The organism is Microbulbifer agarilyticus (assembly GCF_019800665.1).
Lineage (GTDB): Bacteria > Pseudomonadota > Gammaproteobacteria > Pseudomonadales > Cellvibrionaceae > Microbulbifer > Microbulbifer agarilyticus_C.
The window spans coordinates 39,091-59,578 of sequence record NZ_JAHVKO010000008.1 but is presented as its reverse complement, the minus strand read 5'-3'; the positions used below and the strand labels follow the sequence as shown (position 1 = coordinate 59,578).

General features: G+C 55.7%; 12 protein-coding genes. 11 read left to right on the top strand and 1 reads right to left on the bottom strand.

Going from position 1 to position 20,488, the window contains the following annotated elements; genetic code table 11:
- Positions 1-289: 289 nt before the first annotated feature.
- From KUV22_RS16495 to KUV22_RS16450, 10 genes are all read left to right on the top strand, one after another.
- A complete protein-coding gene (locus KUV22_RS16495; RefSeq protein ID WP_222232880.1) occupies positions 290-1,390 on the top strand; it encodes an ABC transporter ATP-binding protein in 1,101 nt (366 codons plus the stop codon).
- Positions 1,384-3,648 carry an extracellular solute-binding protein gene (locus tag KUV22_RS16490; protein WP_222232879.1) on the top strand — a complete coding sequence of 755 codons (2,265 nt, stop codon included), beginning with the start codon at positions 1,384-1,386 and terminating at the stop codon, positions 3,646-3,648. The genes KUV22_RS16495 and KUV22_RS16490 overlap by 7 nt, the downstream gene beginning before the upstream one ends.
- Positions 3,645-4,565, top strand: a complete 921-nt coding sequence (locus tag KUV22_RS16485) for a sugar ABC transporter permease (protein ID WP_222232878.1) — start codon at positions 3,645-3,647, stop codon at positions 4,563-4,565. Before KUV22_RS16490 ends, KUV22_RS16485 begins: the two co-directional genes overlap by 4 nt.
- 295 nt (positions 4,566-4,860) lie before the next feature.
- The gene (locus KUV22_RS16480) at positions 4,861-7,824 is read left to right on the top strand and encodes a TonB-dependent receptor (protein ID WP_222232877.1); all 2,964 of its coding nucleotides are present in this window, start codon (positions 4,861-4,863) and stop codon (positions 7,822-7,824) included.
- 102 nt (positions 7,825-7,926) lie between these two features.
- The gene (locus tag KUV22_RS16475) at positions 7,927-9,507 is read left to right on the top strand and encodes a tryptophan halogenase family protein (protein ID WP_222232876.1); all 1,581 of its coding nucleotides are present in this window, start codon (positions 7,927-7,929) and stop codon (positions 9,505-9,507) included.
- 21 nt (positions 9,508-9,528) lie between these two features.
- Positions 9,529-10,260 carry a SapC family protein gene (locus tag KUV22_RS16470; RefSeq protein ID WP_222232875.1) on the top strand — a complete coding sequence of 244 codons (732 nt, stop codon included), beginning with the start codon at positions 9,529-9,531 and terminating at the stop codon, positions 10,258-10,260.
- Positions 10,257-11,294: a cupin-like domain-containing protein gene (locus tag KUV22_RS16465; protein ID WP_222232874.1), complete on the top strand. Its 1,038-nt coding sequence runs from the start codon at positions 10,257-10,259 to the stop codon at positions 11,292-11,294. The genes KUV22_RS16470 and KUV22_RS16465 overlap by 4 nt, the downstream gene beginning before the upstream one ends.
- A 57-nt stretch (positions 11,295-11,351) precedes the next feature.
- Positions 11,352-12,830 (top strand): tryptophan halogenase family protein, encoded by a 1,479-nt coding sequence (locus KUV22_RS16460; protein ID WP_261319651.1) that lies wholly within the window; start codon positions 11,352-11,354, stop codon positions 12,828-12,830.
- A gap of 189 nt (positions 12,831-13,019) precedes the next feature.
- A complete protein-coding gene (locus KUV22_RS16455; RefSeq protein ID WP_222232873.1) occupies positions 13,020-14,570 on the top strand; it encodes a glycoside hydrolase family 16 protein in 1,551 nt (516 codons plus the stop codon).
- Positions 14,571-14,784: 214 nt separating this feature from the next.
- Entirely contained in the window at positions 14,785-17,325 is a 2,541-nt protein-coding gene (locus KUV22_RS16450; RefSeq protein WP_222232872.1) for a glycoside hydrolase family 3 protein, read from the top strand.
- Positions 17,326-17,405: 80 nt separating this feature from the next.
- Here KUV22_RS16450 and KUV22_RS16445 read toward each other — a convergent pair whose 3' ends face one another.
- Complete coding sequence (locus tag KUV22_RS16445; protein WP_222232871.1) at positions 17,406-18,560, bottom strand: helix-turn-helix domain-containing protein; 1,155 nt, start codon at positions 18,558-18,560, stop codon at positions 17,406-17,408.
- A gap of 891 nt (positions 18,561-19,451) precedes the next feature.
- On the opposite strand from KUV22_RS16445, the gene glk reads away from it, so the two are divergent.
- Complete coding sequence (gene glk / locus KUV22_RS16440) at positions 19,452-20,414, top strand: glucokinase (protein ID WP_222232870.1); 963 nt, start codon at positions 19,452-19,454, stop codon at positions 20,412-20,414.
- Positions 20,415-20,488: the final 74 nt, after the last annotated feature.

The window sequence follows — 20,488 nt, the reverse complement described above, 5'->3', positions numbered from 1 at the left end:
TTCGAAAATACGAGGGGTTGAGCCACCGAAATTACTCGTAGGCTGCATGACGGACTCTCATCACTCATGTGACTGGCTGGTCTTTATTGTGTCGTCTTGGCGGAGAAGTTGTCCGTTGGAGGCTGTTTCTGGGTCAGAAGTTCAGCAAAAACGGAGTGGTCCGTCGGCGCTACGAATCAGAAGACGTGGGCGCTATTCTCAGGCACAATCGATGTCAGGTAGACGGAACTGCCATCCATAAAAAGACAATAATAAACAGGAGTGGCGACGATGAGAGAGGCCCGAGCCATTGGCCAATATTGAGTTTCGTGGAGTCAGCAAGCGCTACGACGATGGTCCAGCGACGGTACCGGGACTCGACCTGGAAATCCGCGATGGCGAATTGATGGTGCTGGTCGGCCCCTCCGGTTGCGGCAAGTCCACCACCCTGCGCATGATCGCGGGTCTCGAATCGATTTCTTCCGGTGACCTGTATATTGGTGGCCATCGGGTCAACGACCTTCCTCCCAAAGACCGGGACATCGCCATGGTGTTCCAGAACTACGCCCTCTACCCGCATATGAGCGTGTTCGAGAATATGGCGTTTGGCCTGCGCGTGCGTAATTTCCCCAAGCTCGGCATCGAAAGGCGGGTGCAGGAAGCGGCGGAAACGCTCGGGCTTTCCGACTTACTGCACCGCAAACCAGGACAGTTGTCCGGTGGCCAGAATCAGCGCGTGGCGCTGGGGCGGGCCATGGTGCGCGACCCGCAGGTATTCCTGTTCGACGAACCCCTGTCCAACCTCGACGCAGAGCTGCGCGTGCAAATGCGCGGCGTGATTCACCGCCTGCACCACCAGCTGGGTACCACCTCGGTTTATGTCACGCACGATCAGGTGGAGGCCATGACCCTTGGCACCCGCATAGCCATCTTGAATGGCGGTGAATTGATGCAGGTGGGCACGCCGCTGGAACTGTACAACGACCCGGACAATACCTTTGTCGCGGGCTTTATGGGGTCGCCGCCAATGAACCTGTTGCAGGTGGTAAACGATGGCCGGCAACTGAGTTGCGACCTGCTCACGCTGCCGCACGCGCAACTGCAGGGGCTCAACCGGGAACTGCTGTTGGGGCTGCGCCCGGAGAAACTGGTGTATGCGTCCAGCGCGCCCGCCAACTGGCCGCGGCTTACCGGGAATATCGAACTGGTGGAGAGCCTGGGGGCGGAAATGCTGGTGCACCTGCGCGTCGGTTCTGCGCAGCTGGTGGCGCGATTGGCCGGGCTGCGCGCATTCTCCCTTGGCGATGCACTCGAACTCGCCTTCGACCCCGCCGCGCTCTACCTGTTTGATGGTGCGAGCCAACAGCGTATCCGCGCAGGGAACGCTAAAGCCGGGGTGAGTCAGTGCTGAAGCGGCGTGGCGCACAGTACTTTCTGTTTCTATTGCGGCTGCTTTTGCTGCTGATGCTGGCCGGCAAGGTGCAAGCCCTGGAAACCCTGTCCCTGTGGCATGGGTACCGCGGCGTAGAACGCGCCGCCTTTGAGCAGCTCATCGAGGACTTCAACCGCAGCCAGAGCGAAATACAGGTGAATGCCCTGGCGGTGCCCTTTGGTGGTTACGCCGATAAATTGTCTGCCGCCCTGCCGCGGGGGCAGGGCCCGGATCTGTTTGTCTTTGCGCACGACCGCCTCGGCGGCTGGGCCAGTGCCGGGTATACGGTCGCCCCGATTGACCGCTATGTCAGTGAGCGTTTGCGCCAGCGTTTCCCGGCCAACTTGGTCGACGCGATGACCTTTGCGGGCGAGCTGTACGGCCTGCCGCTGGCCTTCAAAAGCCCGGCGCTGATCCTCAATACCGACCTGGTGGCGAGCGCCCCCGCGACGACCGACGAAATGGTGGCCATCGCCCGCCAATACACCGATCGCAACGCGGGGCGTTTCGGCCTCGCGTATATGTATACCGAGCCGTTTTTCCACGGCATGCTGATGAACAGCTTCGGCCCGGGGCCGTTCAGCCGCGGTGGAAGCCTGGCTTTGGATAGCCCGGGCAATATTGCGTCTGTTGAAATGCTTGTGCGCTGGGCGCGCGAAGAACGCATTCTGCCGGAAGAACCCAGCAGCACCCTGGTCACCAGCCTGTTCAACCAGGGGCGTGCGGCGATGGTGATCAGCGGCCCATGGATGCTGGGTGAGATTGACCCCGGGGTAAATTATCGCGTGGTGCCGCTGCCGGTGAACAGCGAAAGCGGCCGGCCGCTGGCACCCTGGGTGGCGGTGGAGGGATTATTCCTCTCTTCTCGCTCGAAGAACCCTGCGGCGGCGGTTGCGGTCATGGAATTCCTTACCAGCCGCCAGTCCGCGGAAAAAATGGCCATTCAAGGTGGGCAGTTACCGGCAAATACCCGCGCCTTCGCACACCCCCGCATCGCCAACTATGACACGGCCATGGCATTCCGGCGCCAGTTGGAAGAGGCGGTGCCGATTCCCAATCTTCCGGCCATGACCCTGGTGTGGGTGCCGCTGAAAAACCTGCTGAAAAAAGTGGTCAAGGGCGCGGCGCAACCGGAAGCCGAAATGCATTTGCTGCAGCGCCAGTTGCAGGGCGACCTTGCGCGACTGGAGCGCTCCCGGCAGCGTAGTGAGATCCCACAGCAGATGCCCGCTTGGCTGTGGCTGATCCCCGTGGCGCTGGTGCTGGCTGCGCTGTGGGCCTGGGCGCGGTACCGGCGGCGACTGATGGCCACCTGGCACGCCAATCGCACGGCCTATCTGTACATCCTGCCCGCCATGCTCGGCATGCTCGTTCTGGTGTTCTTCCCACTGTTATACGGGTTGATTTTGTCGTTTACCGATACCACGGTGTTCAACGAGCACACCCCGCTGTGGTCACGCTTTGTCGGCTTGGACAATTACGCTGCGATCCTCGGGGACTTTGACCTGTGGCGTGGGCAGGACGGTGAGCGCAGTCTGGATTTCGACAATTTTTACTGGACGCTGTTAATCACCATTCTGTGGACCGCGAGCAACGTTATCCTCGCCGTGGGGCTGGCATTGGTCATGGCGCTGGCCCTGGATAAACCGATCTTTGGCCGCAATGCCTTCCGCCTGCTGCTGATACTGCCTTGGGCCATCCCCAACTACATTACCGCGCTGGTGTGGAAGGGCATGTTTCACCCGCAATTTGGGGTGATCAACCAGGGGCTGCAAGTGCTGGGGGTGGCCCCGGTGGCCTGGTTTGATTCCATCGGCGCGAGCTTTTTCACTGGTGTGGTCACCAATGTGTGGTTGAGCATCCCGTTTATGATGGTGGTGATTCTCGGTGGCCTGCAGTCGATCCCGCGGGAGCTGTATGAGGTGGCCCGGGTGGAGGGCGCCGGGCGTTGGTTCCAGTTTCGCTCCATCACCCTGCCGCTGCTGAAGCCGGTACTGATTCCGGCGGTGATCCTGTCGGTGGTGTGGACCTTCAATATGTTCAACGTGATCTACCTGGTGAGCGACGGTGCTCCCGCCGGGGCCAACGATATCCTGATCACCAAGGCGTTCCGCATCGGTTTTGAAAAGTACCAGTACGCCTACGCCGCCGCCTATTCGATCGTGATCCTCGCGCTGCTGTTCTGTTACGCGGTATGGCAGATGCGGATGAGTCGGACCATGGAGGTGGTGCGATGAACACCATGATTGAGCGGCTGCGCGAAGGCAGAGCGGCCCCGGTGAAGCGGGCGCTGCGGGATATCTTCAGCTGGCGGTTCGCGTTGCTGATCTTCTCCGCGCTTATCGTTGTTTACCCATTGCTGTGGGTGGTGAGCCTCGCCTTCTCCGGGCAGCAGTCGCTGACCCTGGTGCAGTTACCCCAAGATGCCAGTCTCGGGCAGCAGTTGCTGGCCCTGATCCCATTGCCGGAGCAGTGGACCCTCGACAACTTTCGCGCAGTGCTGACCGAGCAGCCATTCCTGCGCTGGATTGGCAACAGCCTGGTGGTCGCCCTGGCGACCACACTGGTGGGCCTGACCCTGAGTTGTAGTGCCGCCTATGCCTTTTCCCGTTTTCGCTTCACCGGGCGCCAGCGCGGACTGACTCTGTTTCTGATCTCGCAGATGTTCCCCGCGGTGCTCATGCTGATTCCGCTGTATGTCATCGTGGTGCAATGGCTGGGATTGGGGAATTCCTGGCTGGGCCTGATTCTGGTGTACGCGATCACCGCGCTGCCGTTTTGCGTGTGGATGCTGAAGGGTTACTTCGACACCTTGCCCTACGAGATCGAAGAGTCCGCTTTGCTGGAAGGGGCGAGTCGCTGGACCATATTTATCCGCATCATCCTGCCGCTGGCACGCCCGGCCATTGCGGTCACCGGTCTCTTCGCCTTTATGACCGCCTGGAACGAATTCATCCTCGCCTCCATTTTTATGGACGACGAATCCCTCTACACGGTCCCCGTTGGGCTGCGCTTCTTCGTCAGCGATTACGCTTCCGAGTGGGGCTACTTTGCGGCGGGCTCCATCCTGGTCTCCCTGCCGGTTATTTTGCTGTTCCTGTCTCTACAGCGGTATTTGGTGGCGGGCTTGTCCGCGGGTGCGGTTAAAGGGTGACCGTCGCGTTCTCAAGTCCGTAGATACACGCGCCTGGTTGTTTTTTGATCTGTTTTCGATATAATCGCCACTCCCTTATAACTTATTGATTTATAAAGTTATTTTTGTTCCCGCTTTGCATTTTTTAAGGTGGGATAGTCCATTTTTCCCCAATTCCCCAAGGTGGGACGACCCGATTAAGTGGCCGGCGAGAGTATAGCCTTGCGCCAGATCGGGTTAACCTATCGAGGTCTCGAGGTGCCCACCCTGGCGAAATCAATAACGAAAATGACGTGACGATGGGGGAGACAACTCCATGAATAAAATGACCGGATTCAAGAAGAAATCCATCGCAGCAGCGGTAGCTACCATGGCCGGTTTCAGCGGCCAGCTGCTGGCGCAGGCTGAACAAACTCCAGACTCTGCTCTGGAAGAGGTAGTCGTAGTCGGTATCCGCGGCAGCCTGGAAAAGTCCGCTGATATCAAGCGCGATGCCCAGGGCGTTGTTGACGCCATCTCCGCAGAAGACATTGGTAAGTTTCCCGATACCAACCTCGCGGAATCCATGCAGCGGATTAGCGGTGTATCTATTGACCGTGTAAATGGTGAAGGTAGCAAGGTAACCGTTCGCGGTATCAACCCTGATTTCAACCTAGTGACCCTGAATGGTCGTCAGCTGGCGCGTACCACTGGTGGCCGCTCCTTTGACTTCCAAAATATCGCCTCCGAGATGGTGCACGGTGTGCTGGTTGCCAAAAGCAGCAATGCGCTGGCGCCGAGCGGCGGTATTGGCTCCACTATCGATTTGCTGACTGCTCGTCCTCTGGAAATTGGTGAGCAGCGCCTGCAGTTTGCTGCAAAAGGCGTGGCGGATCAGTCTTCCGACGATTCAGGTATTACTCCTGAGATGTCGGGTTTCTACTCGGATACCTTTGCTGATGGCAAGGTAGGCGTGGCTATCTCTGCAAGCGTTGCTGAGCGTGAGAGTGGCGCAGCTATTGCTACCGTAAACGAAGGTTGGCGTAGCTTCCCTGGCTGGGTAGACCAGGACTGGGCGGGTGGTACCGCTGATTGGGGCGGTGTGCCCCAGGAGAATCAGGTAAACCGTCCTGGCGAAGGTGATATCTATTCTGTACCGCAGGCCGTTGGCTACAAGTTTGAAGAGCAGCAGCGCAAGCGTACCAATGGCTCCTTGGTGTTGCAGTGGGCACCGACTGACGATTTCACTGCGACCGTAGACTACATGTACTACGCCAACGATATCACCAAAGAGTTCAATGATATCTCAGCCTGGTACAACTTCGGCGCGTCCGAAAATGTGTGGACCGATGGTCCGATCGCTACACCGATCATTTACGCCGAATACTATGACCCAGCTGCGCCGGCTGATCTGTCCATGGGTGCTGGTGTAAGCGCCGAAGCGCATCGCGGTCAGGCGTTGGGCCTGAATGCCGAGTGGCAAGTAAATGACCGCCTGTCTCTGGCGTTTGATGCGAGCTTCTCCGATGCCGAGCGTCGTCCAGACAGCCCTTGGGGCTCTTCCGCACTGCTGTCTACCACTGCATTTGTGCGTACCAGCGCAATTACCGACTTTACCGGTGAGCGCCCGATGCTTTCTGTCGGTGGTGGCAACGAGGTCCAGGCCTCCGATATGGAAGTAACCGGCAGCGTATTCACCAACTCTCGCGATCGTTCCGATATCGAGGCTTATCGCTTCAGTGGTAACTTCGAGCTGAACGAGAGCAGCGACATCGACTTCGGTATCAGTTTGCAGGAAGTGAGCAATCACTCGCAGATGGCGGTTGTGCAGCGTGACGCATGGGCTGGTGCTGGCGATCCGAGCGATCTTGACGATGCACTGTTCACTGCGAAAAGCATTCAGGACAAGTTTGACAGTGCCGGCGGTGATTTCTCCGAAATCGGTGGCGCCGAGCCGCTCAACACCTATTTCGATTGGGACTTCGTGACCGTTCGCGCGATCGCAGAGGACCTGTATGGTGGCGACCTGTGGCCGAGCCTGATCGGTGATTGTGGCACTCAGTTCTGTGCTTCTACCGATTACACCAATGCGACTGACCGCACTACCGTGGAAACCAGCGCGGCAGCGTTTGCTCAGTACAACTTCCAGTCCGAAATGTTTGGTATGCCTTATGACCTGAACGTTGGTCTGCGCTATGAGACTACCGAAGTGGACTCCAAGGCCGCCTCCCCGGTCTATGACGAAGTGCTTTGGGTTGCAGCGAATGAACTTTCTTTGAACCCGGCTGGTACCGGCTTCCTGAGTCAAACCGCTGATTACGATTACGTGCTGCCGAGCGCTAACTTCCGCCTCAACCTGAAGGACGATCTGGTCCTGCGTTTGGCGGCGAGCGAAACCATTGGGCGTCCGGATTACGATTCCATCAAAGGTGGCACCGTGGTGGGTCAGCTGGCGCGCGAAGATGGTGGTAGTGGCTCTTCTGGTAACCCGGCGCTGCTCCCGACCGAATCTACCAACTTTGATCTGTCGTTGGAGTGGTACTACGACGAAGGTAGCTACGCTTCTATCGGTTACTTCAACAAGCGTATTAGCAACTTCATCTCATCTGCGACCTCAGAAGGTGTTGATGTATTTGGTATCGCAACCCCGATCAATGGTGCGCGTTATCAGGCTGCCGTGGATGCGGGTGCTCAAGGTAATGTGGAGATTCGTGACTACATCTTCGCTAACTTTGCCAGCGACCCCTACGTGGATGTAGATGGTGGCATCATCTACGGTAATCCTGCGGAAGACCCGACGATCCTGTTTGATCTGAGTGTGCCAGGTAACGGTGATCACAAAGATACCTTGGATGGGCTTGAACTCTCTGTGCAGCACATGTTCGGCGACACCGGTTTCGGTGTGGTAGCGAACTACACCATCGTCGACTCCAAGTATGAATACGACCCGTTCCAGCTGGTTGACCAAGAAGCAATGATTGGTCTCAGTGACACAGCTAACCTGGTAGCCTTCTATGACAAGAATGGTTTGCAGGCCCGTGTTGCTTATAACTGGCGTGATGACTTCTTGTCTTCTCGCGGCCAAAACACTGGCGCGAACCCGCAATTCACCGAAGCTTACAGTCAGGTTGATCTGAATGTGAGCTATGAGGTACAGCAGGTTGAAGGTCTCGAAGTATTCCTCGAAGGTCTGAACGTGACTGAAGAGTATGGCCGGGTTTACGGTCGCTCCTCAAGTCAGGTGTTGGGTGTTTACGAGGGTGGCGCGCGCTGGCAGTTCGGCGCTCGCTATGCCTTCTAAAAACAGCAATCTGATTTGATTTGCAAGAAGTAGCAGGGAAGCCGCTGAATTTCAGCGGCTTTTCTGTTTACGGCCAATGTGAATAGTCGTGCGGTAAGTGAAATGATCGAGCAGACGAAAGACTTGGTGAAAGAAGTTGTCATAGTTGGGGGCGGTAGCGCCGGCTGGTTGACCGCCGGTGTGTTGGCTGCCGAGTACCTTGTTGGCAATCATGAACTCAACATTACTTTGGTCGAGTCACCAGATGTGCCCACAGTGGGTGTCGGCGAGGGTACCTGGCCAACCATGAGGGCTACGCTGAAGCGAATGGGCATTTCGGAATACGACTTTATCCGAGAGTGCGATGCTAGCTTCAAGCAGGGCTCGCGTTTCATCGGTTGGCGGCACGATAGTGCGTCTGGTCGAAAGGACGAATATTTTCACCCGTTTACTGCACCAGCAGGTTTTGACCGGTTTGATCCATCTCAACAGTGGCAAAAAATTAGGGATAAGATCTCATTCGCTGACGCTTTTTGTCCGCAGGCAGAGATCAGCCGACACGATTTGGCTCCGAAACTAAGTTCCACCCCTGAATATTCGTTTGCACTCAATTACGGCTATCACCTGGATGCAGGGAAATTCGCCGAGTTTCTCCGTCGCCATTGCACGGAAAAATTGGGGGTGACGCACAGGCAAGACCGAATAGTAGCGGTCGAAAGTGACTCCAACGATTACGTTTCGGCGTTAAAGCTTGAGTCCGGAGCGCGAATTCATGGTGACCTGTTCATCGACTGTAGTGGCTCTGCCAGCCTTTTGCTTGGCAAATACTATGGCATTGAATTGATGGAGCAGCGTTCGATACTTTTCAATGATTCCGCGCTCGCGGTACAGGTTCCGTATTTGGATCCCGAAAGCCCCATTGCGTCCTGCACGCATTCTACCGCGCAGGGTGCCGGGTGGATTTGGGACATTGGTTTGCCAACACGCCGTGGCGTTGGTTACACCTATTCCAGTGCCCATGCGGATGAGGCACAGGCGGAGCACGCCCTTCGGCAATATATCGCACCGGCCCTGAATGGTCAGTCTGTCGCGTCTCTGGAAATACGCAAAATTCGCTTCAACCCAGGCTTTCGCCGAAAGTTTTGGCATAAAAACTGTGTCGCGGTCGGTATGGCCGCGGGTTTTATTGAGCCACTTGAGGCTTCAGCGCTTGTGTTGGTCGAGCAGAGTGCGAAATTTCTCGCAGAGCAACTTCCTCCCACTCGTTCTGTAATGAAGGTCGTGGAAAACCAATTTAACAATAAGATGCATCATCACTGGTTGCGTATTATCGATTTTCTGAAGCTGCATTACGTGCTATCGGAGCGCAATGAGACAACTTATTGGTGCGACCATCGTGCAAGTTCGAGTGTTCCCGAAACCCTGCAACAGACACTGGCTACTTGGAAATGCCGATCCCCATGGCGAGATTGTGTCGGTTACGCGGATGAGCTTTTCCCAGCAGCTAGCTACCAATACATACTTTATGGCATGGGCTTCGAAAGCTGCAGCCTGCCCTGGGGACTGCGACGACCTACGGAGCCGGATGCAAAGAAAACATTTTTTGAAAATCAAAATAATCGAGAGCGACTGCTGCGCACATTGCCCAGTAATCGACAGTTAATTAATAAGATTCGAGACGTCGCAGTGAATGCGGCGCTGTAAGCGCATGAGAGGAGAAAGGCCATGACACGCCCGGTAATGTTGAATATCGATGAGCACAAAGATCTGCGGGTAATTACAGATAGATCTGAAGCCTACGGTGATAACACGTGGTTCGCATTAACGTTCCCTCTGGAGTTTCGAACGCTTCAGGCCTACTACCCGATCTTTTTTCAAAAGCATGCAGAGACCGGTCGCTTTCTTGCAATAGCCCTGCTCGGCCTGCGGGAAGGTGAAAACTTGTTCCTGGAAGGTGATCGCTGGACCGTTCCTTATATTCCATTATCAATCAAGCGGGAACCATTTTTGATTGGTCACCAAAAAGTTACTGTTGATGGTCAAGAGCGAGTTGAGCGTGTGATTCATATCGATATGGACAACCCTCGAGTCAACTCGGACAGTGGCGAGCGCTTGTTTATGGAGTTCGGCGGTAATTCACCTTATTTGGATAAGGTTGCCGATATGCTTGATGCTATACATCACGGGTTGGGCCAGGCAGATGATTTTATGGGCGCCCTGGAACGGCATGAATTACTTGAAAGTTTTACTTTAGAAGTGCAACTCGAAAATAACGATAAGCATCAGCTGGTTGGGTTACATACGATCAATGAAGATAAGCTTGGCCAGCTCGACGGAGAAGCCTTGGCTGAACTGCATGCTAAAGGGTATCTGGCATCCATATACATGGTGCTGGCTTCTCATTCAAATGTAATGAAGATGCTTGCGGCGAAGAACAAGCAGGTATCTGCCGCGTGAGTAGGCAGGATCCCTGTCTTTCTGATATTGCCCTGCAGCCAGTAGAGGAAGTGTCAGATTACAGAGTAGGCGAAATCCCTAAGGCGGTTCTCAACGCGGATCGACCGCTCGTACTGCGGGGCGCTTGTGAGCATTGGCCTGCAGTAGAGGCTTGTCGACAATCTGCTCGGCATGCGGCCGCATATTTATGCGAATTCTATAGCGGGGCACCTATTAACGCTGCCTATGGTGGAGCGGAAATAGAAGGTCGTGTGTTCTACAACGATGCTGTCGATGGGTTTAATTTCCGCGGGCAAAATCGTGACTTGCGGCAGCTGCTACAGGAAATTCTTGAGAGTGCCAGTGAGCCGTTGCCGCCGACACTGTACATGGCATCTACCGATGTACGGCGCTGGTTCCCCGGGTTTGCGGATCAAAATCCATCTGGACTGGAGGATTTTTCTCCGATTGGTTTTCTTTGGTTAGGTAATCGCACGCGTATAGCGGCACACTACGATTTCCCGAAAAATTTAGCCTGTAACATTGCCGGGCGTCGCCGATTTATCCTGTTCCCGCCGGAACAAATAGAGAATCTGTATCCTGGACCACTAGGGTTTGCGCCAGGTGGCCAAGAAATTAGCATGGTTGATTTTCGCAATCCGGATTTTGAAAAATTTCCGAACTTTCGAAAGGCGCTTGCTGAAGCGCTGGTCGTGACATTGAATCCTGGTGATTCGCTGATTATTCCAGGAATGTGGTGGCACCACGTAGAGGGGCTAGATGATCTGAATGTTCTTTACAGTCATTGGTGGAGTGATTCGCCAGCATATAACGGGTCTCCTTCTTCTGCATTGATGCATGCTTTGCTCAGCATGAATGATTTGTCTCCAGGTCTTCGATCTGCTTGGAAGGCTGTGTTTGACTACTATGTTTTTGATGCGAAACCTCAGCGACCGGAGCATATTCCGGCGAGTGCGCGTGGCTACACACAGGAGCCGCTTGGTGAAAAAGCGGCAGCCACGCTAAGGGCTGAACTCCTTAAGCGGCTTCAGTGAAAATGTCCTATTTGTGATTTCGACGAATAAATGAATGTATTAATGAGGGAGTCCAAGATGGTGAAGCGAGTTGTTATCGCCGGTGGCGGTACTGCAGGCTGGATGGCTGCCGCAGCGATTTCCAAGTTGATTGGCAAGCATCTGGATGTCCGCTTGGTAGAGTCAGATGCGATTGGCACGGTTGGGGTTGGTGAAGCAACAATCCCTACTCTTCACGTGTTCCACCAATTACTGGGGCTGAAAGAATCTGAAGTAATGGCGGCAACAAATGCCACCTTCAAGTTGGGGATTAATTTTGAAAGCTGGCACGATGTCGGTAAAGATTATCTGCACTCCTTTGGATACCCGGGTAAGGATTGCTGGGCTGCAGGTTTTCAACATTTTTGGCGCCGCGGATTGGATTTAGGCATTGATCACGAAATTGGTGATTACTGTTTCGAGCACTTGGCCGCCCGTGAGGAACGCTTCGCGGTGCAAACCAATCGCGATAGGAATTACGCTTATCATTTGGATGCCACACTATACGCTAAGTATCTAAGAGAACTCGCTGAACGTCATGGCGTAACGCGTATCGAAGGGAAGATTGAGAGTGTGCAGCTTGATCCGCAGTCCGGCGATATATCGGCCCTCGCGCTTGATAGTGGCGAGCGTATAGAAGGGGATCTATTTATAGATTGCACTGGATTTCGTGCGTTGCTGATCGAAGGTGCTTTGCACACTGGTTATCTGGATTGGACGCACTGGTTACCCTGTGATCGGGCGCTTGCAGTGCAGACTACCTCCAAGGGCGAACCTGTGCCGTACACTCGGTCAATTGCTCATGAATCAGGGTGGCAATGGCAAATTCCCCTTCAAAATCGCGTTGGCAACGGGTTGGTCTATTGTAGTCGGTACCTCGATGATGACGCCGCGAAGCAATTGCTTCTGAATAATATTTCCGGCGAGACTCTGACAGAACCTCGTGCAATCAAGTTTCGCACCGGTACAAGGCGCAAGCATTGGAATAAAAACTGTGTTGCGATTGGACTTTCGAGTGGCTTTATTGAGCCACTGGAGTCAACCAGTATTCATATGATTCAGCGCAGTATTATTCGACTGCTTCAACTGTTCCCAACAAATGGTTGTAAAGCTGCGGATATTGAAGAGTTCAACCGCCAGACCGCCGCAGAAATTGAAACGATCCGAGATTTTATTGTGTTGCACTATCACGTGACTGATCGGCAGGACAGTAGTTTCTGGCGTTACTGTCGCAGCATGCCGATACCCGATAGCCTGCAGCATAGGCTTGATCTGTTCGAGCAGCGAGGGCACGTTTTCAAGCAAGCCGGTGAACTCTTCGGGGAGAGCTCTTGGATTCAGGTGATTGTCGGCCAGGGGGTGATTCCAAAGGAGTATCATCCAATCGTCGATATGATGAGCGACGGTGAGCTCAAAGACTTTCTTGATACGATTCGTAACCAGACCCGACACCAAGTCGCGAAGTTGCCGAAGCATGCCGATTTTGTCGCGCATTACTGCAAGACCGGTATGTCCTGAGGTGGCTCGGCTCAGATAGTCTCTTCTTGTGCCCGATAGTCGAAGGGTTCCTTTTTTAATCGGGTCGCCCCACCTTGCCTTTTCCTGCAAAGTGGGGCGACCAAGCTTCCTACACGACGTTAAAAAACGCCTGCTCGTTATTCCATTACCAAGGAATACATAACGATAAACGATGATGAGGAGATAATAATGAGCAGCAAATTATTTCACGCTTCCCTTCTTTCCCTTTCGATCGCACTGGTGGCCTGTGGTGGTGGCAGTTCCGAGAGCGGTAATGACACTGATGCGGACCTGGGCGGACCGGTTGATCCGCCGGTAAGTGACCGGCCGGAGCAATGCCTGGAAGATCCGATGAACTCGGGCTACTGCCTGGTGTGGGCCGATGAGTTTTCCGGTGACGCTATCGACTCCGCCAACTGGTCACACGAAATCAATTGCTGGGGTGGCGGCAACAATGAGGCGCAATGCTACGTAGACGATGCCGAGAACTCCTGGGTCGCCGACGACATGTTGCATATCAAGGCGATCCGCCAGGACGCGGTTGGCCCAAGCCGCGTGGATGATGACCCCGCGTACGACCCCAACGATACCAGTGGCAGCGGTACTTACACCTCCGCGCGCCTGCGCACCAAAGGCCTTGGTGACTGGAAATATGGCCGCTTCGAGATGCGGGCGAAGTTCCCGCAGGGGCAGGGCACCTGGCCGGCGTTCTGGATGCTGCCGACCGAGGGTGTGTACGGCGGTTGGCCCCTGTCCGGTGAAATCGACATTGTCGAAGCGGTGAACCTCAAAGTCGGCGGTGAAGACAAGGTACACGGTACCCTGCATTACGGCGGCAGCTGGCCCGGCAATAAGTATTCCGGTGAGTCCTATCAGATTCCCGGCGGTTTGAACCCTGCAGACGACTTCCACACCTATGCAGTGGAATGGGAAGAGGGCGAAGTCCGCTGGTATGTGGATGGCGACCACTACGCAACGCAGACCAGCGACGGTTGGTACACCACCGCCGATCTGGAAAACCCGCTGGCTCCATTTGACCAGAGTTTCCACCTGATCCTGAATCTCGCGGTGGGCGGCAACTGGCCGGCAAATGTGAACGATACTGGTATCGATGAAAGCGCATTTCCCCAGGAGTTCGTGATCGACTACGTGCGCGTCTACCAGTGCAGCGAAGACTTTGATACCGGTAAAGGCTGTGGCTCGACAGATGGCGACTTCGTTCTCAACCCGGGAATCCAGCCGCCGGCAGCACCGGACAGTGACGGCGATGAGCTGGTTATTTTTGACGGCGAGGCGAAAGCCCCATACTCCTGGTTCACCTGGACCGCGAGTGGCGACGTCGGTTACGCGACAGTGGATGCTGGCGGTGACTACGGTGATGTCGCCGAGGTGACCTACAACACCAACCAGGGCATCGGCTTCTTTCAGTCTGACGCGACCTATGACCTGAGCGCCTTTACCTACGTCGAGTTTGACCTGCGGGTGACCGCTGAACCTGCCGATCCCGGTACAGCCTCACTGACCTTCCGCGCTGACTGCGTCTATCCCTGCAGTTCCGGTGATTATCCCCTGGATATGCCCGCACTGAACGAGTGGACGCACTTTCAAATTCCGGTCATGGATCTCACCAATGCCGGTTTAAATGCGGCCAGTGTGAACACGCCGTTCGTTATTTCCCCTGGGTGGGACAATCAGCTGGGTGCGGTATTACAGCTGGATAACATCCGCTGGGTGAAGTGATACGGGGGCCGGTTTCTTGTCCCATTTCACTTCGTCGCACCTGTGTAAGGTGGCCCGGGTCATTTTGCCTGGGGAGCGGAAAGTGGGACGCACCCTGCCGGTAGATTCCGTACAACAAACACTGAGAAAGCCGGGCGTGGCCACAAATGCAGTGTGACCGTCCGGCTAAAATAAGTCATAGCATTAATAAAAGTTATCTGCGGGATGGGGGTGTATGGTGTTTAAGAAGCGAATTTTACTGGGGGTCATCTCGGCTCTGGTTGCCGGTGGTGGGCTTCTGGGCTGTGCGGACCAAGTGGAAGATCAGGTTGCCGACCAGCAGTCCGAGTCGGTGCATCCTCACTGGCCGGCACTGACCTCGGGGATTGCGAAAGATCCCGAAATTGAGTCACGTATCGATGCGCTGCTGGCCAAGATGTCGCTGCAAGAAAAGGTCGGCCAGATGATTCAGGTCGAGATCCGCTTCGCCACCCCGGATGAAGTGCGCGAATATCACATCGGTTCCATTCTCAACGGTGGTGGCGCCTTCCCCAATAACAACAAGCACGCGAGTGTCGCCGACTGGGTAGCACTGGCGGATGAGTACTACCGCGCGTCGGTGGATACCAGCGACGGCGGTGTGGCAATCCCAATGATCTGGGGTACCGATGCCGTTCACGGCCACAACAATGTGATCGGCGCGACCCTGTTCCCCCACAATATCGCTCTCGGCGCAGCGCAAAACCCCGCGTTGATGCGCAAGATTGGCGAGGCAACCGCAGCGGAAGTTTCCGCGACCGGCATTGAGTGGGTATTTGCTCCCACGCTGGCGGTGGTTCGCGATGACCGCTGGGGGCGTACCTACGAATCCTATTCTGAAGATCCCGAGCTGGTGCGCGCCTACGCGGGCGAGCTGGTGCAGGGCATGCAGGGTGCACCCGGCGACCAGGAACTCTTGAACGGTAAACGCGTTGTCGGTACAGCCAAGCACTATATTGCCGATGGCGGCACCGAGAACGGCATTGATCGTGGCGATGCGATCATGAGCGAAGCGGACCTGATCAAGTATCACGCGCAGGGTTACTTCTCCGCGATTGAAGCCGGCGTACAGACCGTAATGGCTTCATTCAGCAGCTGGAACGGCGAGAAGATGCACGGTCACAAGTATCTGATGACCGACGTGCTGAAAGAGCGTCTTGGTTTCGATGGCTTTGTGGTCGGTGACTGGGCTGGCCACCAGTTCGTCAACGGCTGCAGCAATGTGAGTTGCCCGCAGGCGATTAACGCTGGCCTGGATATGTTTATGGCGCCGGATCCGAACTGGCGGGAGCTGTACAAAAACACCCTGGCTGAAGCGAAAAGCGGCGAAATTTCTCCCGCGCGGCTGGACGACGCGGTGCGCCGTATTCTGCGCGTGAAACTGCGTGCGGGCCTGTTTGAGGCTGGCCTGCCTTCGACCCGTCCGTTTGCCGGTGATGAGAGCCTGATTGGTGCCGCCGAGCACCGCGCCATTGCCCGTCAGGCGGTGCGCGAGTCTTTGGTGTTGCTGAAGAACAACGACCAATTACTGCCGCTTGCGCGCAATCAGCGCGTACTGGTTGCAGGCGATGGTGCCGATAACATCGGTAAGCAATCTGGCGGCTGGAGTATTACCTGGCAGGGAACCGGGAACGAGAATGCTGATTTCCCGGGCGCGACTTCTGTGTACGGTGGCATTAATGAAGTTGTTACTGCAGCCGGAGGCCAGGTAGAGCTGTCGGTAGACGGCAGCTTCGAGGAAAAACCGGACGTTGCTGTGGTGGTCTTTGGTGAGGATCCATATGCAGAGATGCAGGGTGACATCGCCAATGTAAATTACGCTGGTGCATCAGACCTGGCCCTGCTGAAGAAATTGCGTGACCAGGGTATCCCGGTTGTCAGCCTGTTTATCACCGGTCGCCCATTGTGGGTTAACCCGCATATCAATGCCTCCGATGCTTTTGCGGTCATCTGGCTGCCGGGTACCGAAGCTGGTGGTGTGGCGGACGTCCTGTTCCAGGATGAAGCTGGCAAGGTAAACTTCGATTTCACCGGTAAGCTGACCTTCTCCTGGCCAGGCGATGCGACCCCGGCGTTGCACAATCGTGGTGAAAGCGATGCGGCGGCACAGTTTGCTTACGGTTATGGCCTGAGCTATGCGGAAGGCATGGAGCTCGCGCTCCTGTCAGAGGAAAGTGGTCTGCAGCCTGTTTCAGGCAACGGCACACTGGCAGTATTCAACGGCCGTGCGCTGGACCCATGGAGCTTCGAGGTGATCGATGCCACAAACACCCGCTCAACCATTGCCAGCAGTGTGTCTGAGCTGAATGGTATCCGTGTGCAATCTGTAGACCGCAATGTGCAGGAAGACAGCCGTCGTCTGCAGTGGAGCGGACAGGGCAATGCGATTGCCGGGTTCTTCGCGAATCAGCGCACCGATCTTTCCGGCTTTGTCAGCAACCAGGGTGCACTGATCTTTGATGTAAAAGTTGATGCGGCCCCCAGCGACGCGGTAATCCTCGGCATGAATTGCGGTATGGATTGTGGTGCCGAGCAGCCGATTACCGATTTGCTGAAAGGCGCGGCACAAGGGGAGTGGCAGACACTCGCCGTCGACCTGAAGTGTCTGGCTGAAGCTGGCGGTAAGATGGATCTGGTGTTATCACCCTTCTACGTGCGCACTGCGGGTGAGCTGGATATGACGGTGCACAATGTGCGCATCGCCCAGACCGATGCGGCGAAAGTGAGCTGCGGCTAACCCCACAGCCTGATCAGACGAAGCAAAGCCGCTGGCGACCAGGTCGCCAGCGGCTTTTTTGTATCCCCTTCACATAGCGGTTAAGAAGTCTTGGTATCTGCCAGCGCTTGCTTGCGGAACTCTGTGGGCGACATACCGACGAGTCGGCTGAAGAAACGGTGGAAAGCTGACTTGCTGTTGAAGCCAGATTCCAGCAATACATCGAGTACGGTCATGTCCGTCTTGCTTGGGTCGGATAGCAGCGACTTGGCCGCTTCGACGCGGTAGCTGTTCACGTACTCAAAGAAGTTGGTGCCGAAGTGTTTGTTGATTACGGCGGAAACTTCTTTTGCTGGTAATTCGATTCGGTCGGAAAACTGCTCCAAATTAAGATTCTTTTTAAGGTAAATCTTGTCGCTTTCCATGGCGTTTCGCACCTTCTCGATTGCTGGCTCCGAAGGCTCGTCTTCCTCCGGAATACGTTCATCGCTTGCCGCTTCCGGTTGCGTGGCGAGTAACTGGTGCGCATAGGTGAGGCTGTAGGCGAAGAAGGCATTGATCAGGATGAACGACAGATAGTTGTCGGCAATACCCATATAGTCGGCCACGCTCTGGCTGGAGAACTTGGCCACCACGTGCACCACGGTGGTCCAGGCCCAGGCCACACATACACCCCATACCAGCGCAGTTAACCAGTTGAGTTCTACCTCCGAGTAATGGGAGTACTCATCCTTCAGGGCGTGGCGATAGCGGCGGATCTGTCGTAATGCCGCAACGGAGTAGGCGAAGGGGGCCAGAGAGGCAAGATCCCAGATCAGCGAGACGATGGTCGCGGAAAACCCCTGTCCGGCGGCCGCGTGGCGCAGGTCATTGCTCGATATATTGAAAATCGCCAGGCACAGAATGACGAGAGCCGCCGGCAGCAGGTGCAGCGCCATGCGCCGGGTAAACGTGAAGTTCTGGCGGGTCAGCGAGCACACGTAGAGATAGATGGCCGGCCCCTTGAGCAGCAGCGCAGTAAACAGTAGGTAGGGGAGCAGCGTTTGTTCCAGCCAGGGTGCCAGTGAGAACTGGTCATTCCACAGGGCCAGAGTGCAGGCCGAGGCGACGGCAATAATGAGCAGAAACGCGATCAACAGCCGGCCGTCATGCCGGGAGCGGGTCGGGAGGATCGCCTGGAATACTGCCAGCAGCAGACATTCCGCGGCGGTCATCAATAGCACCACGTCGTGGATATTGAAAATGTATTGTTTCATGTGCGCATCGCCGATGGGGTTTGTTGTTATGTTCTTATTATTCTCTCGTATCGCCAGTATATGAAAATTCCCCAGCAGGGAGGAGGGGAGGTCAGGTTGTACGCCCCCTACAGGCTTCCCGTTTACGAATAACTGTAAAGTGAAACCACCCAGTTTGTCCGCTCGGGCAAAGTGGGGCGATTTCCGGGGCGGGAAGCGCGACTCTAGAAGGCGTCGGGTACGCCATTGGTTGCATGGCGGCGGAGGACGCCTGGCTGGCATGCTTTGGCCGGGCACTTTGTAAAAGCTTTCGACATCATCTTTCCTCTCCCTATAACGGGTCTCTTCTCGTCGCCCCATTGGGACCGGCAGGTGTTTCCTGCCGGGCTTTTCTTTCTGTAGATTGACTTCTGGGTCACTGTTCGTTGCTATAGGCATCGCATCCGCCCGTTCATCCATGCTTGCCAGCCCCACGTTCGGCGAGTGTCCTGCCGCGCATAGTGGTTCGGGCTGACAGCCGGTGGTTTGCCTGGTCGGGTTCCGACACACCGGAAAAAGAATCATCGATAAAATCGCCTCGGATAACGGGCGCGCCTATTCTGGTGTTTCAGTTCTGGTGTTTCAGTCCAACTATTGTTGTTATTTGTTGCTGAAGTTTGTGGCTTTCGAGCCCTTCACTGGTGCATTAACGGTTGGATAGTGTGCTGTCGAAGGTTGTTTCGTAGTTTTATTACGGGATGGTTATGACGTGGTCTTCTTCCAAATAGTGCATTTTTCTTCACTATTAGGGTATTTTTTGCTGGTCAGGTCTGGAATTTATCGCCTGAAATCATTACCTTAGCGCGCCTTCACAGTGCTTTTGTAAAATTACTACAGGGTTCGTCCCCTCGTGTTGACCCAAGGAACGCATTCATGACCAGAATCGTCGCAGATATCGGCGGTACCAACGCTCGCTTTGCGGTGGCCATCCCGGAAGGGGCTGGTTATCGGCTGGATGCTATTCAGGTGGTGAACTGCGCTAAGTTTGGTGACTTTTACTCTGCAATGAGTCAGTGGCTCGAAGAGTTGTCGTGCGATGTGCCCAAAGAGGCGTGTGTAGCCGTCGCTGGCCCTGTGGAAAAGACCCCGCAGGGTGGCCGCGTGACCATGACCAACCTGGGCTGGGACATCCGTGCTGAAGAGCTGTGTGCGCGCTTCTCGCTCGAACGCGCTCTGGTCGTCAATGATTTTGCTGCTTTGGCTTTGTCATTGCCGCGCCTGCCGGAAACCGACAAGTGGGCCCTGCGCGATGTGCCCGCGCAACAGGGCGGCCCCATGGTGGTACTGGGCCCGGGTACCGGTCTTGGCGTTGCAGGCCTGGTGAGTGAAGGTGGCAGCTACCGCGTGGTGCCGGGGGAGGGCGGCCATGCCAACCTCTCTGCTGGCAGCGAGCGCGAACTGGAGCTGCTGCGCATCCTCGCCCGCGAGCAGATGCCGGTATACAACGAGTATGTATTGAGCGGCGGTGGCCTGGTGAACCTGTACCGTGCCGTGTGCGCACTGCACGGCCGCCCGGCAGAAGACCTGACTCCGCCAGACGTAAGCGGCCGCGGCCTGGATGGTTCCGACCCAATGTGCCGTGAAACCCTGATCGACTTCCTTAACTTCCTCGGTAGTGCCGCAGGTGATGCTGCCCTTTACTATGTCGCCCGCGGTGGCGTGTTCCTCGGTGGTGGCGTACTGCCGCGCATCGAATCCCTGTTGCCAGAAAGTGAATTCGAGCAGCGCTTTGTGACCAAAGGGCAGCTCGGGGACTGGCTGCAGGGTGTTCGGGTAGAGGTGCTGAAGGCCGGTTATCCGGCGCTGATTGGCGCTGCCGCCTGGCTCGAGCGCTAATCTGGGCGTTTTTGCCTTTATATTTGCTCATCTGGGGCTGAACATTTTTTGTACGCCCCGTATAATCCCCGCCT

Excerpts from the sequence above, each read along its gene's own strand:
- KUV22_RS16485 (WP_222232878.1), top strand. The coding sequence starts at position 3,645 with ATGAACACCATGATTGAGCGGCTGCGCGAAGGCAGAGCGGCCCCGGTG.
- KUV22_RS16480 (WP_222232877.1), top strand. The coding sequence starts at position 4,861 with ATGAATAAAATGACCGGATTCAAGAAGAAATCCATCGCAGCAGCGGTA.
- KUV22_RS16475 (WP_222232876.1), top strand. The coding sequence starts at position 7,927 with ATGATCGAGCAGACGAAAGACTTGGTGAAAGAAGTTGTCATAGTTGGG.
- KUV22_RS16470 (WP_222232875.1), top strand. The coding sequence starts at position 9,529 with ATGACACGCCCGGTAATGTTGAATATCGATGAGCACAAAGATCTGCGG.
- KUV22_RS16460 (WP_261319651.1), top strand. The coding sequence starts at position 11,352 with ATGGTGAAGCGAGTTGTTATCGCCGGTGGCGGTACTGCAGGCTGGATG.
- KUV22_RS16455 (WP_222232873.1), top strand. The coding sequence starts at position 13,020 with ATGAGCAGCAAATTATTTCACGCTTCCCTTCTTTCCCTTTCGATCGCA.
- KUV22_RS16450 (WP_222232872.1), top strand. The coding sequence starts at position 14,785 with ATGGTGTTTAAGAAGCGAATTTTACTGGGGGTCATCTCGGCTCTGGTT.
- KUV22_RS16445 (WP_222232871.1), bottom strand. The coding sequence starts at position 18,560 with ATGAAACAATACATTTTCAATATCCACGACGTGGTGCTATTGATGACC.
- glk (WP_222232870.1), top strand. The coding sequence starts at position 19,452 with ATGACCAGAATCGTCGCAGATATCGGCGGTACCAACGCTCGCTTTGCG.